This is a genomic window from Streptomyces sp. NPDC046977 (assembly GCF_040644455.1).
Lineage (GTDB): Bacteria > Actinomycetota > Actinomycetes > Streptomycetales > Streptomycetaceae > Actinacidiphila.
Window position 1 is genome coordinate 69,205 of record NZ_JBEYWO010000001.1, and the last position, 13,211, is coordinate 82,415.

General features: G+C 71.3%; 11 protein-coding genes. 6 read left to right on the forward strand and 5 right to left on the reverse strand.

What is annotated here, in order from left to right; genetic code table 11:
- Nucleotides 1-164: 164 nt before the first annotated feature.
- On the reverse strand, nt 165-911 hold the full coding sequence (locus ABZ883_RS00295) for a phosphotransferase (protein WP_360898959.1): 747 nt from the start codon (nt 909-911) through the stop codon (nt 165-167).
- Nucleotides 904-1,449: a hypothetical protein gene (locus ABZ883_RS00300; RefSeq protein ID WP_360898962.1), complete on the reverse strand. Its 546-nt coding sequence runs from the start codon at nt 1,447-1,449 to the stop codon at nt 904-906. The genes ABZ883_RS00295 and ABZ883_RS00300 overlap by 8 nt, the downstream gene beginning before the upstream one ends.
- Before the next feature lie 277 nt (nt 1,450-1,726).
- Between ABZ883_RS00300 and ABZ883_RS00305 the strand changes: the two genes are divergently transcribed.
- The 3 genes from ABZ883_RS00305 (at nt 1,727) to ABZ883_RS00315 (ending at nt 3,902) form a co-directional block, all read left to right on the forward strand.
- Nucleotides 1,727-2,869 (forward strand): ATP-binding protein, encoded by a 1,143-nt coding sequence (locus tag ABZ883_RS00305; RefSeq protein ID WP_360898965.1) that lies wholly within the window; start codon nt 1,727-1,729, stop codon nt 2,867-2,869.
- 392 nt (nt 2,870-3,261) lie between these two features.
- Nucleotides 3,262-3,390, forward strand: coding sequence for a hypothetical protein (locus ABZ883_RS00310; RefSeq protein ID WP_360898968.1), 129 nt, complete (start codon nt 3,262-3,264; stop codon nt 3,388-3,390).
- Complete coding sequence (locus tag ABZ883_RS00315) at nt 3,387-3,902, forward strand: hypothetical protein (protein WP_360898971.1); 516 nt, start codon at nt 3,387-3,389, stop codon at nt 3,900-3,902. Before ABZ883_RS00310 ends, ABZ883_RS00315 begins: the two co-directional genes overlap by 4 nt.
- 75 nt (nt 3,903-3,977) lie before the next feature.
- Here ABZ883_RS00315 and ABZ883_RS00320 read toward each other — a convergent pair whose 3' ends face one another.
- Nucleotides 3,978-4,655 (reverse strand): hypothetical protein, encoded by a 678-nt coding sequence (locus ABZ883_RS00320; RefSeq protein ID WP_360898974.1) that lies wholly within the window; start codon nt 4,653-4,655, stop codon nt 3,978-3,980.
- A 200-nt stretch (nt 4,656-4,855) separates the two neighbouring features.
- Nucleotides 4,856-8,929 (reverse strand): S8 family serine peptidase, encoded by a 4,074-nt coding sequence (locus ABZ883_RS00325; RefSeq protein ID WP_360898977.1) that lies wholly within the window; start codon nt 8,927-8,929, stop codon nt 4,856-4,858.
- 185 nt (nt 8,930-9,114) lie between these two features.
- On the opposite strand from ABZ883_RS00325, the gene ABZ883_RS00330 reads away from it, so the two are divergent.
- The 3 genes from ABZ883_RS00330 to ABZ883_RS00340 all read left to right on the forward strand — a co-directional run bounded on the left by ABZ883_RS00330 (nt 9,115) and on the right by ABZ883_RS00340 (nt 11,896).
- On the forward strand, nt 9,115-10,086 hold the full coding sequence (locus ABZ883_RS00330) for a helix-turn-helix domain-containing protein (protein ID WP_360898980.1): 972 nt from the start codon (nt 9,115-9,117) through the stop codon (nt 10,084-10,086).
- A gap of 74 nt (nt 10,087-10,160) precedes the next feature.
- A complete protein-coding gene (pnuC, locus tag ABZ883_RS00335; protein ID WP_360898983.1) occupies nt 10,161-10,796 on the forward strand; it encodes a nicotinamide riboside transporter PnuC in 636 nt (211 codons plus the stop codon).
- Nucleotides 10,793-11,896 carry an AAA family ATPase gene (locus ABZ883_RS00340; RefSeq protein WP_360898986.1) on the forward strand — a complete coding sequence of 368 codons (1,104 nt, stop codon included), beginning with the start codon at nt 10,793-10,795 and terminating at the stop codon, nt 11,894-11,896. The genes pnuC and ABZ883_RS00340 overlap by 4 nt, the downstream gene beginning before the upstream one ends.
- 263 nt (nt 11,897-12,159) lie before the next feature.
- Here ABZ883_RS00340 and ABZ883_RS00345 read toward each other — a convergent pair whose 3' ends face one another.
- On the reverse strand, nt 12,160-12,891 hold the full coding sequence (locus ABZ883_RS00345; RefSeq protein WP_360898989.1) for a hypothetical protein: 732 nt from the start codon (nt 12,889-12,891) through the stop codon (nt 12,160-12,162).
- Between the last annotated feature and the right edge of the window lie 320 nt (nt 12,892-13,211).

Consider the following 13,211-nt stretch of genomic DNA (forward strand, 5'->3'; position numbering starts at 1 on the left):
TGCCCTGTTCCGCGGTACACACATGGCACGATCCTCACACGCCCCACCACTCGAACCGGGGCGCGTCACAGCACCCCCGTTCAACGGTCAGGTCGTGACGACATCACCCTGACGACCGGCATGCTCTCGTACCTCCGCCGCCATGGCAGCAGGCTGCCACACGCTCATATCCGGGATCTCAGCACGTCGACCTCACAGCCCGGCGCGAACGGGTCGAAGCCGTGCTCGACCAGCCAGCGAACGCCCAGCAGGCTTCGCAGCGACCACCAGGCACGGATCACGTCGAGGTCGACCTCCGTGCCGTAACCGGAGACGACGTCGCCGAGGCGCTCCTCGTGTCCGAGCGTCAGGGTGGCGAGGTCGAACAGAGCATCACCCGGGCCCGCCTCGGACCAGTCGATGATGCCGGTGACCTCGTCGCCGTCGACGAAGACGTGCTCGATCTGCAGGTCGCCGTGGGTGAACACCGGGGTCCACGGCCGGATCGCGGCCTCGGCGACCCGGCGGTTGCGGGTGACGAGGCCGGCAGGCAGGACGCCGTTCGTCACGAGCGACGCGCACTCGGCGTCGAGTTCCGCCGCCAGCTCGTCGGGGCTCCGGCGGCGCCGGCCGGGCCAGGGCGGCAACGGGGCCTCGTGCAGCCGCCGGACGGCGGCGCCCGCTGCGGCCCACGCCGCCGGCGACGCGGCCGACGGCTCACCGAGACGGCCGAGCACCGTCCCCGGGACGGCGGCGATCGCGAGCACGGGCGGCTTGCGCCACAGGACCTCCGGCGTCGGGACCGGCACCAAGGCCATCGCCTGGACCTCGACGTCGGTGCGCGCCTCGTCGGTGTCCACCTTCAGGAACACGTCGCCGACCCGCAGGGTCGCGCGCTCGGAGTGGGCGACGACGACTTCGACCTCATCCATGGGCACCCAGTATCCCGGGAGGATCGGCGATGTCGACGGGCTTGTGTGCGCACTCGCGGTCCGGTGGCAACCACAGCACCCTGACCCGGTCGGCGGCGATGTCGTACCCGAGCAGCGGTTCCGTGCCACCGCCCTCGGGGAACAGCGGTACCGACGTGCCCAGCCGCCGTCCGATCGCGGTCAGGAACCCGCAGAGGACGTCCAGCCGCTCCTGTCCCTGGAGTTCGCGCAGGTCGACGTCGAAGTCGATCTGCTCGTCCCCGAGGAACCGGAAGATCGCACAGACCTCGGGATGCGGCCACACCCTCAGGCTGGGGCACTCGGCGTCGGGCGAACGGGACAGTACGGCCTTGGCCCGGGGCAATGGCAACATCGCGGCGCCCTCGAAGTACTCGAAAGCCCAGCCCCGTTCGCGGATCAGGTCGAGCACGGCCTGCCAGTCCGCCGCCGTCGTGTCCTTGACGAACACGTCGGGGAGGTAGCCCCCGTCGGCTGGATCGAGCAGCCACACGACGTCGTCCCACAGCAGATCGCCCATCTCACCATCCTCCCGGCCGAGTTCCGCCGTGCCGACTGGTTTTTCCAGGGCGGACCCGTAAATCAGAGGCCCCGGCGCACCCCTCGAAGGGGTCGTGCGCGGCCTCGGCCGGGGTGCGGCCGGCTTCTCGGCCATCCCGTGACTCCCTGGACCAACCGCCTGTGGGCAGGCGGCCACCCGCCCTTGCACGCCCTCCCCGAAGCGGCTCTGACCTGCTGATTTCCCGTGAATCGCCTAGGCTTGTCAGCACTGTCGGAGACGGTCGCAGGGGGAATTCGTGACTGAGGACGCCAAGAGGTACAACGCAAGCGACTTCACGGTGCTGCACCTGTGGGAGGCCGTTCGTGCGCGGCCCGGGATGTACGTGGGCTCGGCCGACGAACGGGGCTTGCACCAGGCGGTGTTCGAGGTGGTGGGCCGGGCCGTGAACGAGGTGCTGGCCGGCCGGGCCACCACCGTCGACGTCACCCTCACCCCGGACGGCGGTGTGAGCGTCGCCGACGACGGACCGGCGGTCCCCGTCGAGCTCGAAACTCTGCTGACCGGCATGCTTGCGGCGAGAAGGCCCGGCGTCGGCCGCGACCACGCAAACCTGGACAGGTTCGGGCTGGGGTCCTGCGTCACCAACGCCCTGTCGAGCCGGCTGACGGCCGAGGTGCGGCACGACGGAACCCGCTGGGTGCAGGAGTACGCGCGCGGTGTCGCGACCGCCCCGCCCACCGCCGCGGGAGCGGCGGGCGGCAGCGGGACCACCCTCACCTTCTGGCCCGACGCCGGCATCTTCGAGACCGTGGAGTGCTCGTTCGCGGTGCTGGAGGAGCGATTCAGGGAACTGGCTTTCCTGTACCGGCGCCTGGCCATCTCCTTGACCGACGCGCGCGTTCCGGGCGAACCCCGATCGGAGCGCTTCCGGTTCCCGGGCGGGGCGCGGGACTTCGTAGCCTTCCTCGACGCGGCGGCGGGCCCGCCCGTCCACCCCGACGTCATCGCCTTCGAGTGGGAGGACGACCGGATGGAGGGGCGGGCCGAGGTGGCCCTGCGGTGGTGCGCCACGCGCGAAGAGCGGCTGCGCAGCTTCGCCAACAGCGTGCCCACACGCGAGGGCGGCACCCACGTGGCGGGCTTCCGCGAGGGGACGGCGGCCGCGCTCACCGCCTACGCCTGTGAGCGACGACTGCTGTCCGCGACGGAACCCGACCTCGACGCCGAGCGCATCGGCGAAGGCCTCACGGCGGTCGTGTCGGTGAAGCTGGACCACCCCGAGTACGGCGGCGCCACGTTCGGCGCGCTGGGCAACGCCGCGGTGTCCGCATGCGTCAGGGAGGCCGTCCGGGAGCACCTCGGTGGCTGGCTGGAAGGCCACCCGGAGCAGGCCGCCGCCGTCGTCCGCCGGCTCCTCAAGGACACCTCCCGGAGCTGAGCCATCGATGGGCATCCACGAACGCGAACGCAAGGTGCATCGGTCGCTGTGGCGCGCCTCGAAGTGATCCCGGACGCCGTGCCGGAGGGCACGATGCCGTTCGTCGTCGGATACGGAGCCGAGGACGTGGACGGCGCCTTCTCCCACCGGTACGACACCCCCCGGCTCGTGGAACGCCTCAATCAGGACTGGTGCGACCTCGCCGTCTCCTCGGGCCTCCCCGACCGGCGGCGTGAATTCCTCGTCCAGCTCCCGCAGGGCGCCCGGACCCACCAGGCCGTCCTGCGGGACATGCACAGTGACAGCGGCGGCCACAGGCGGCCTGCCGTCTGGACCCGGGTCCGGCTGCTCGCGCACTGGGAGATCATGGGGCGGGGCGCCGATGTACTGCTGTGCGCCACCCCCACCGCTCGCAGAACGTCCTGCGGCACCTGGAGTGGATCACGCGTGACGACAGCCCCTACGTCGACCGCGAGTTCAAGCAGCGGATCGCGGCATGGCTCGCGGACGGGAGGACATGAGCGAGGTGTTCGACTTCGGGATCGACGGCTACCGGCCCGACTGGCTGAACGGCCACCCATCGGTCGCGGCACGCCACGGCGCACGATTGGCGGCGCTCATCGGTCGCCCGCTGGCCCGCGCCTGGCTGGTCTGGGACATTCGGGATGACGAGTGGTTCGCCGACTGCCCGGTCCTGCTCGACTTCACCGGGGACCAGGTGGAGATCAACCACCAAAAATTCGACGACGTCTCGATCACCTGGAATTCGGCGGACCCCCATCAGCCGGTCGTCTGGCCCGATTTCGATTTTCGGTGGCGCCACGACGCGCGCGGCGAACTCCAGGCCCTCCAGGGCCAGATCCTTCAGGGCGTACAGCTCCTCGAATGGACGGGGAATGACATGGCCCTGGGGACAGTCGCCGTCGGCTTCCGCTTTCCGCGCGGCCAACTCACGGTCTTCAACGCCCTCGATGAGAACGGGCTGCTGTTCGGGCCGCCGGATGCGCGCTACCGGTGTCACCCGGTGCGCTGAGGCCCCCGGCCCGATCGTGCCGACGCCGCGCACCCGCGCCTGGCGGAGTGCGCGCGTCGGTCGTCGTCCCGTACGTCAGCCCGCGACGGAGCAGTTCCTCCAGGCGGCGGTCAGGGCGTCCGGGATCTGCAGGATGTCGGCGCAGCCGTGCGGGCCCGCGGGGAAGCCGTCGGAGGCGAAGTAGCTCCAGTCGCTCCCCGTGGTGGCGCGGAAGTACTTCATGGCGCCGCCCTCGTCCTGCAGGTTCACGAGCTCACCCTCGTTGGCCCCGGACGTGGGGTCGAACGGGGTGGCGGCGTAGCGGACGGTGCCGCACTGGCCGTAGAAGAACCGGCCGGGCACGGGCGCGATGTGGACGAAGCGGGGATAGCTGCGCTGGTAGGCCCGCGTCACCGCGGCCTTGACCGCGCTGGTGACGCCGAGGTTGCGGCAGCCGGGGACGGAGGCGGGCGCCTGCGGGACCTTGACCGGGGCGGTGGTGTGCTTCGACGTCGGCGGCGGAGTCGCGGTCCGCGTCGGTGTCGACTTCGAGGGCGTGGCGGCCGCGCTGGAGGACGACGCCGAAGGCGAGGGCTCACCGGAAGGGTCCGCCGAGGCGGACACTGAGGACTCCGCCGAGGACTCCGCCGAGGCCGAAGCGGTCGTACCGGCGGCGGAGTCGGTCCCGGACCCGGAGGAATCGGTGCACCCCGAGAGCAACAAGGTGCAGCCCAGCAGCGCGGCCGCTATCGAGGCACTTCTGATTCCGGACAACTCGAGTCTCCTGTTCGGTCGGCAAAGCTCATGTGCGTGGAGCCGTTGCGGCCCTCCGGCCGGCACACCGCTCGCCATCCATCACTCCCGCAGCACTGCGGAGGGTTGCACAGGAGTCTGTGTCCATGGTTTCGATTCGGTATAGACGCCACGGGGGCGGGAAGCGGTGACCGCTTCCCGCCCCCCGGTGGGCCCTTCGCTCAGTAGGAGAACTGGCGGATCTGCCCGTCGTACGCGCCGTACGTCCAGCCCGTGCGGGTCGCCGGGTCCAGCTGGACGGAGTTCATCACGCCGCCGTGGACCAGGGGACCTCCGTGCCCGTTGATCTGGAAGCCGCTCAGCGTCTTCACCACCGCGCCCGTTGTGGTGTCGATGACGAGCAGCTGGCCGGTGGCGTTGTTGTCGGTGACGACGGCGGTTCCGGAGCCGGCGTAGCTCGTGCCCTCCGGCGCCGTGAACGCCGCCACCGCGAGCCGGTTGACCCCGTCCACCGCCATCCCCGCGGCGGGGCCGCGGCGTACGGCCACCGGGTCGTCCGACTCACCGGTGGCCACGGACAGCGAGCCGAGGACACTGGTGGGCACGATCTTGGTGCTGATCGCGGTGGCCGACAGGTTGTAGAGCGTGCCGGCGCCGTCGGAGCCGAAGCCGTTGCTGCAGCCGGACATGGTCCCGACGAGGCTCACGCTCCGGGCCTGCGTGTCCACCCGGGGGATCTGCACGCCGCCCAGGCAGAGGGCGATGGGAGCGCCCTTCGCGAGGTAGACGTCGCCGGTGGAGGAGTCGATGTCCAGGAGGCTGTACGAGCCCTTGGCGACGCCCGGCAGATCGGCGGGGAGGGGCGCGGCGGTGGTGCCGTCCGCCAGGTCGACGGGCAGCACCAGGTCGGCGTTGTCGGCGACGGCCCGCAGCAGCAGCGCGCCGCGGGAGCGGGCGGCGTCGACGCGTCCGACGACGAAGCGGTAGTCGGCCGTCGCGAGCGTGGTCCGTCCGACGAGGGTGCCGGTGGCGGTGTTCCAGGTCTCCACCTGCACATCGGCGCCGGACTCCGCCTGGTGCACCGCCAGGGCGCGGTGCGTGGCCGGTGCCACGCCGAGGACCTCGTAGTCGGACGTGCCGCCGGCGTCCGAGGCGACGACCGGGCCGTAGGCGCCGGTCCGGGTGGAGTAGTGCCGGAGCTCGGTGGCGCCGGAGACGGTCCGCAGCGCGGCGATCGAGTCGTCGCCGGCGGCGGCGAAGGACAGCACCGTGCTGCCCGCCGGCGCGGGACCGTCGTCGACTTCGAGGGTGGCGACGGGCGAGGCCTGGCCGACGACCCGGTGCCTGCTGTCGAGGGCCATGACGCGCACGCCGTAGACGGTGGACGTGGACAGGCCCAGGCGCAGGGCGTCGAGGTCGACGGTGCCCTTGGCGGCGGGCAGGACGCGGTGGGCGCTGGAGGGCGCGTCGACGCCGTTGTCGTCCAGGGCCGTGCCGTTGGCGTTGGTGAAGGTGTTCAGCGAGTTGTGCAGCGTCGGGGCGGGCGCGGCGAACTCCACCTGCGTGTACTTCGCGCCGGGGACGTCGCGGACGTCGTACCGCAGAGTGAAGCCGGCCTTGGCGCGGGTGACCACGGCACTGTGCCCCGCGGCGCCGTCGCGTCCCGCGACCAGCGGCGCCTGCGGGCGCAGGCTCGCGGTGCCGCCGTCGACGCGGACCGGCGCGAACTCCCCGTACGTCACGAGGTTCGGGTTGCCGCCGAATCCGGACTGCGCGATGCCGATGCCGTACAGGCCGCCGCCGGCGGCGAAGGCGTCGGCGGGCACGGTGACCGTGCCGGAGTCGGCGGTCAGCGCCTGGTGCCACGCGGCGCTGAACAGAGGCGCGAGGGCGGGGTTCCAGTGGCCGACGGTGGAGACGACGAGCTGCGGGTCGCGCAGGCCCGCGACGCCGGACAGGTCGTAGGAGACGGTGACCGCGTGGCCGGCCTTCACCACCTCCGGGGCCTTGGGCGCGGTGCTCTCCACGTAACGGCCGTCGCTGGGGCCGACGGTGAGGGTGCGGCGCACGGTGGCCTGGGTGCGGCCGCTGGTGAGCACGCGGTAGGTGACGGTGACCGTGCGGTCGGCGTCGGAGACCACGGGGAGGCCCGCGGCGTTCAGCAGCTCCGTCGGAGTCACCCGGATCGCAGGGCCGGCGGAGGTCCAGGTCTTCGCGCCCACGCTGAGCGTGTACGTGGGATCCGCCCCCTTGGGCAGCCCGGTGACGTCGGCGGCGAAGGTGACCGGGCCCACCAGGCCCATGCCGTTGCCGCCGGAGGCCATGTCCCCGAGGTCGATGCGGCCCGGGTCGGTCGTCTCCAGGAACTGCCCGCCCAGGCCCGCGTTGGTGACCCGGTGGGCGACCGACAGCCGGACGGCCGAGGGCCGGTCGTCGCGGTGCCCGAGGACGTCCTCGACGGCGGCGGTGACGTCGATCTGCCGGCCGACGTTGAGCTCGCGGTCGATCTGCGCCGGGGTGGCGACCTCGCGGCCGGTCCGCTTGAGGACGTCCCGTACCTGAGCGGGCGTCAGGTGGTGTCCGGCGAGCCCGGCGGCCTGGAGCACCACGGCGGCGGCCGCCGCGATCTCCGGCGCGGACGCGGACGTACCGCCGTTTAGGACGGGGGTGACGGACTGCGCGTCGCCCCGCTCGGTGTGGGTGAAGGCGACGATGTTGTCGCTGGGCGCCGAGAGGTCGATGCGGGTGCCGAAGCCGGAGGAGAAGGTGCCGAAGCCGCTGATGCGGGTCTCGGCGGTGGTGGCGTCCCTGGTCCGGGAGGCGAGGGTGTCGTCCAGGGTGGTGCCGCCGGCGGCTATCGCGCCGCTGTCGGGGACCTGGGACGGCGTGGTCGAGTACGCCACGTCGTCGATGTCGGTGGCGGACCGGTCGTTCTTCGCGGTGTCGGTGGGCGTGCTGCCGCCGTCGGGGCCGACGGCGGCCGGGGTGTAGAGGCGGGTCCCGTCGTTGGAGGAGATCACCACCACGACGTGGTCCTTCTGGACGATCGAGGCGACGACGGACCGGATGTACGGGTCGTCCTCCAGGTAGCGTCCAGGGAAGCCCTGAGAGTCGGTGCCGAAGCCGAGGCTGGCGGTGATGACGTCCGGCTGGGGCGACTGGTGGGCGGCGGCCAGGAGCGCGGTCGCGATCTGGTCCATCGTCGGCTGCTGGGGGACGACGAGGCGGTAGTCCGCGCCGGGGGCGATGCCGAGCAGGTCGGTGTAGCCGCTGCCGGTGCGGTCCGGGCGCTGGCGGTCGTGGGCCAGGGGCGACATGACGCTGAAGTCGAGCAGGACCTCGCCGAGGCCGGGGTCCTGGTCCTTGGTGGACGCCGAACCGCTGAGGCTTCCGTCGGGAGCCGCGACGTAGGCGGGGATCAGCGGCATGGAGGGGAGGTCGAGGTAGCGCTGACCGCCCTGGAGCACGGTGGTGGGGCCGTGGCCCTGCACGTAGGCGTCACCGGCGTCGGCCATGGCCTGGTCGGTGAGGTCGCCGATGGAGACGTTGGTGACGGTCCGGCTGGCGCCGGGCTGCTGCCCGTAGCGGCCCTGGAGGATGTCGAAGGCGCCGACCGCGTTGACGCCGCCGGCGTTGAGGAAGGCCTGGGCGGAGTCGGTGAGGGCGAAGTTGGCGGGCACGGCGCCGGGTACGGCGGTCTTCGTGCGCTTGGCCGACGTCACGGCTGTGGCGGGCAGTTGCCGCCCGCCGGTGTTCATGGTGTTCACGTACCGGTTCGGCTCGGCGCCGATGATGCCGGGCGTGCCCTGGAGGGCGCGGGCGACGGCGGCGGAGTCGCGGTCGCGGGTCTGTACGACGTAGGTGCGCGACAGGTCGGCGGCCTCGTCCCCCAGGCGCGTACGGGCCGAGGTGGTCATCGACGCGGCGGCGGAGGCGGACAGCGAGGGGAGGAGCGGCTGCAGCGAGGTGGCGCCGACCGCGGTCAGCTTCTCGTTCAGCGCGGCGCTGCTGGTCCCGGGGGCAACGGCACGGGCCCGGTTGCCCGGCAGCGTCCGGCCGGTCACCGCGGTCTGCGGGGAGAGGGTCACCAGCACCTGCCCGGGGACGACGCCCGCGCGCTGGGCGGGCAGCGCCTTCTGCGGCGAGCTGTCACCGAGGGGCGTACGGACGGAGTCATCACTCGGGGATGCGGGAGCGGCGGAGGCCGGGAGCGCGGCGGTGAGGGCGAGGAACACGACGGACGTGACGGATATGGCACCGAGCCGCCGTCTGCCGTGCGAAGGGGCACGCGACATGGAACACCTTTTCAGCGGGGCGAGGTGTGCGGGGGACACACCGCGGCACGCTGACGCCCACCTCAACGCAGGGCAGCGCGCTCGCTGCTGGAAGATGTCAACTGAGGCGGACGAGACACAAGGTGGGGAAGGTGGCCTACCTCCGCCAGGTGGCCGGTTGGTGCCACAAAGGTGTGGGAGAAGGCATGGAATTTAACGTACTGGGGTTCACGGCGGACACGGAGCGCGTGTACACGGCGCTGGTGGGGATGCCGCGGAGCACGGCGGCGGAGGTGGCCGAGGCGTGCGGCCTGACCGCGCCGGCCGCGGGGAAGCTGCTGTCCGGCCTGTTCAGGGACGGTTTGGCGATACGCAGCGCGGGGCGGCCGCCGACGTTCTCGGCGGCAGCGCCGGACGTCGCGGTCGGCGCGCTGATCCAGGAACGGGAACAGCAACTGGGCGACGCGCGGGCGCTGGTGCAGCGGCTGGTCGAGACCCACCGGGAGGCGGCCAGGATCAGCCACCCGGACATGGCCGCCGAACTGCTGACGGACCGCGAGGACATCAGCAGGGCGGTGTACCGGCTGACAGCCGGGGCGCAGCGCGAGGTGTGCGCCTTCGACCGCCCTCCGTACGTGGACCGGCCCGGCAGCAACCTCGACGCGCAACTGGAGCGCCAGCGGACGGGGGTGGTCCACCGGGTGATCTACGACCGTGAGGCGGTGGCCTGGCCCGGCAGGCTCCAGGCGGACATCATGCCGAGCATCCGGGCGGGGGAACAGGCCAGGATGCGGCCGGAGTTGCCGCTGAAGCTGGTGCTCAGCGACGGCCGGGCAGCGATCATCCCGTTCAGCCTGGCGCCGGGCGGCCAGTCCGCGGCGTACCTCATCCACCCGTCGCCGATGCTGGTGGCGCTGCAGTCGCTGTTCGAGGCGCAGTGGGAGCGGGCGATCCCGCTGGGAGAGGGGCCGGTCTCGGCGGAACCGGGGCAGCCGGACGCCGAGACGCGGGCCTTGATCGGCCTGCTGGCCTCGGGGCTGACGGACGCGGCGATCGCCCGTACGCAGGGCTGGAGCACCCGGACCACGCAGCGGCGCATCCACCGCCTGATGACGGAACTCGGCGCGGCCACGCGCTTCCAGACGGGCCTGGCGGCGGCGCGGCGGGGGTGGCTGTGAGCGGCGGGCAAAACTCCCTTGCCCCTCCCGCGCGCCCGGCGTTATCGTCAAGGTGACGTTTAGGAGGTCACCGCGTGGTTCTCGCGGACATGGTCACCCGGCTCCAACAGCCCCTGTTCACCCTGCTCGACACCCCCGTCAGCTGGGTGGAGGTGCTGGGCTTCGGCAGCGGAGCGCTCTGCGTATGGCTCGTGGCCCGCCGGCACATCGCCAACTGGCCGATCGGCATCGCGAACAACCTCTTCTTCATCCTGCTCTTCGCCGGCGCGGGCCTGTACGCGGACGCCGCCCTCCAGGTCGTCTACGTGGCGCTGGCGGTGTACGGCTGGTGGGCCTGGGTCGCCGGGGCGTCAGGGCACCTCGCCATCAGCCGCACGGACGCCCGCACGTGGTGGATCCTGGCCGCCGCGACGGTGGTCGCCACCGGGGTCCTGACCGTGCTGCTCGACCGGGCCACCGACTCGACGGTGCCGTTCTGGGACGCGCTGACGACGGCGCTGTCGCTGGCGGCGACGTACGGCCAGTGCCGGAAGAAGGTCGAGTCCTGGTACCTGTGGATGGCCGCCGACGTCGTCTACATCCCGCTGTACGCGTACAAGGGCCTCTACCTGACGTCGCTGCTCTACGGGGGATTTCTGCTGCTGTGCGCGGTGGGGCTGCGGGCCTGGCTGGCCGAAGCCGGGGCAGTCCGGAAGGAGGCCCTGGCATGAGCGAGTTCGACCACGGGCTGGTGCTGGGCAAGTTCTACCCGCCGCACGCGGGCCACCACCACCTGGTCCGCAGCGCGGCCGCGCGATGCCGCCGGCTGACGGTGCTGGTGTGCGCCTCGGCGGTGGAGTCGATCCCGCTGGCGGACCGGGTGGCGTGGATGCGCGAGGTCCACCCGGAGTCGGGCATCGAGGTGGTGGGCGCGGTCGACGACATACCGGTCGACATCACGGACCCGGCGGTGTGGGACGCCCACATGGCCATCTTCCGCGCGGCCGTCCCGGACCCGGTGGATGCCGTGTTCACCTCCGAACCGTACGGGGAGGAACTGGGCCGCCGCTTCGGCGCGACGCCGGTGACGGTGGACATCGCCCGCACGACCCACCCGGTCTCGGGCACGGCCGTCCGCAGGGACCCGGTGGGCTGCTGGCGTTTTTTGGCCGCTCCGGTGCGGGCGGGACTGGCCCGCAGGGTGGTCGTGGTGGGCGCGGAGTCGACGGGCACGACGACGATGGCCCGGGCGTTGGCGGAGCATTACCGGGCAAGGGGCGGGGTGTGGTCGGGGACGCGGTGGGTGCCGGAGTACGGCAGGGCGTACAGCGAGGCGAAATACACAAAGCTCCTGGCGATCCGCCCCGAGGCCACGTTCGACGAGGTCACGTGGACCTCCTCCGAGTTTGAGCTGATCGCGGAACGCCAACTCGCGGACGAGAACCCGGCGGCACGCGCAGGCTCCCCGGTCCTGTTCTGCGACACGGACCCCCTGGCCACGACGATCTGGCACGAACGCTACATGGGCACCCGCAACCCCCAGGTCGAATCCATCGCGGCCCGGGCCAACCACCACCTGTGGCTCCTCACGGACGACACGGGCGTCCCCTTCGAGGACGACGGCCTCCGCGACGGCGAACACGTCCGCACGTGGATGACGCACCGCTTCCGCGAGGAACTGACGGGCCGCAACCTCCCCCACATCCTCCTGACGGGCCCGCACGCCGACCGCCTGCGCACGGCGGTGACAGCCGTCGACGCCCTCCTCAGGACCGGCTGGCACTTCACCGCCCCACTCCCAGAACGCGGAGGACTCGCCTCCCCGGGGTGATTGCGCCCGGCAGCGGTCTGACGCCACCGTTGGTGTCCTTCGAACCGCTGCCGCAAAGGCTCGGGACACGGGCCATGTCCGCCTAGCGGCAGAGATGGCCCGTGGACTCCCCCCCACTTCCATGAATTGCAACTGCTCAGACAAGACGATCTACCGGACCACGTCACCCCGCAGTGGAAAGTCCCGCACATTCAAGAGGACTGCATACGCGCGCCGTGGAGTGGCGGAGGCGAAGTGCACGACACCCTTCAGTGCGCCGAGGGTCAGTCACACGACTTCTCGGACGGTGGTGAAGCGTTGTCCACTGGTGATGACCACGACATAGGAGGCGGGCCAAACGCGCGACGACCGGCCTTCACAGCCAGAGCGGCGAGGGCGGCGTTGGCGCCACCACCGATCACAGCGCCGATACCGAACGGTGCCACTCGGCCGAGAACGATGATCCCCTGCTTGGTCCCGAACTTCGTGACGAAGTTCTTGCCCAAGACCTTGTTGATCTGACGCAAGGTCTCGACAGGCACCTTGGCGACGATCTGACGTCCCCAATGCTGCCCTGTGCGCTCGGCGACCTTGCTGATGGTGGCGGAACCGCTTCCGCCGAGCATGATTCCCATCACAAGCGTTCGGCGGCGCTCGATCTCGTCGATAGGGACTCCGTGAACTTCGGCGACCGAGAGCGCGTAGAGGGCGCTCAGCTCAAGAGAGGAGAGAACCTCACCTGCCGACAGTGCCAATGCGACGCCCGTGCCGACGCCGGGCGCCGCTGCGGTTCCTCCAACTGCGGCACCCGTGCCGGTCAAAGCGCTGACGTACATCCGCTCCAGATTACGTATTACCTGGGCCGGAATCGCTTCTGGATTCCGCTGGCGGGCCCGGGCAATGTTCTTGCGCACCAGGGGGCTCTGCAACTCAATGGCCTTGTCCAGGAGGGCAAGGACTTTCGGCGTTCGCACCCCTTCTGGCGGATCAGGCGCGTCGAAGTCATCTGTCGTCATATCTGGAACTCCTTAGATCTCAATAAATCCTGCGCATTCAACACGGTGTGCGCTGCCTGAAACGGATTCGGTGTCTCAGCGGGCCCTCGCCAGGGGCTACTTGCCTGGCTGAGGACACCACGGCCAGATCGAGGCCCTTGTCCCAGGCGCCCTGCTGCCCCTGGGCTGTGACCGCGCCTCGTCGGAACTCGCCGTACGCGCCCTCCTGACCCCCCTCGGCAGTGGAGCGACCCGCGTTGCCTGCGTCTCGCGGTTGATCGTAGATTCTTCACGCTTTCTGCGCAGCCCTGATGCCGAATCACTACGGTGCTGGCTTAGCT

Coding starts and splice junctions, on each gene's coding strand:
- ABZ883_RS00295 (WP_360898959.1), bottom strand. CDS start 911: ATGGATGAGGTCGAAGTCGTCGTCGCCCACTCCGAGCGCGCGACCCTG.
- ABZ883_RS00300 (WP_360898962.1), bottom strand. CDS start 1,449: ATGGGCGATCTGCTGTGGGACGACGTCGTGTGGCTGCTCGATCCAGCC.
- ABZ883_RS00315 (WP_360898971.1), top strand. CDS start 3,387: ATGAGCGAGGTGTTCGACTTCGGGATCGACGGCTACCGGCCCGACTGG.
- ABZ883_RS00325 (WP_360898977.1), bottom strand. CDS start 8,929: ATGTCGCGTGCCCCTTCGCACGGCAGACGGCGGCTCGGTGCCATATCC.
- ABZ883_RS00330 (WP_360898980.1), top strand. CDS start 9,115: ATGGAATTTAACGTACTGGGGTTCACGGCGGACACGGAGCGCGTGTAC.
- ABZ883_RS00340 (WP_360898986.1), top strand. CDS start 10,793: ATGAGCGAGTTCGACCACGGGCTGGTGCTGGGCAAGTTCTACCCGCCG.
- ABZ883_RS00345 (WP_360898989.1), bottom strand. CDS start 12,891: ATGACGACAGATGACTTCGACGCGCCTGATCCGCCAGAAGGGGTGCGA.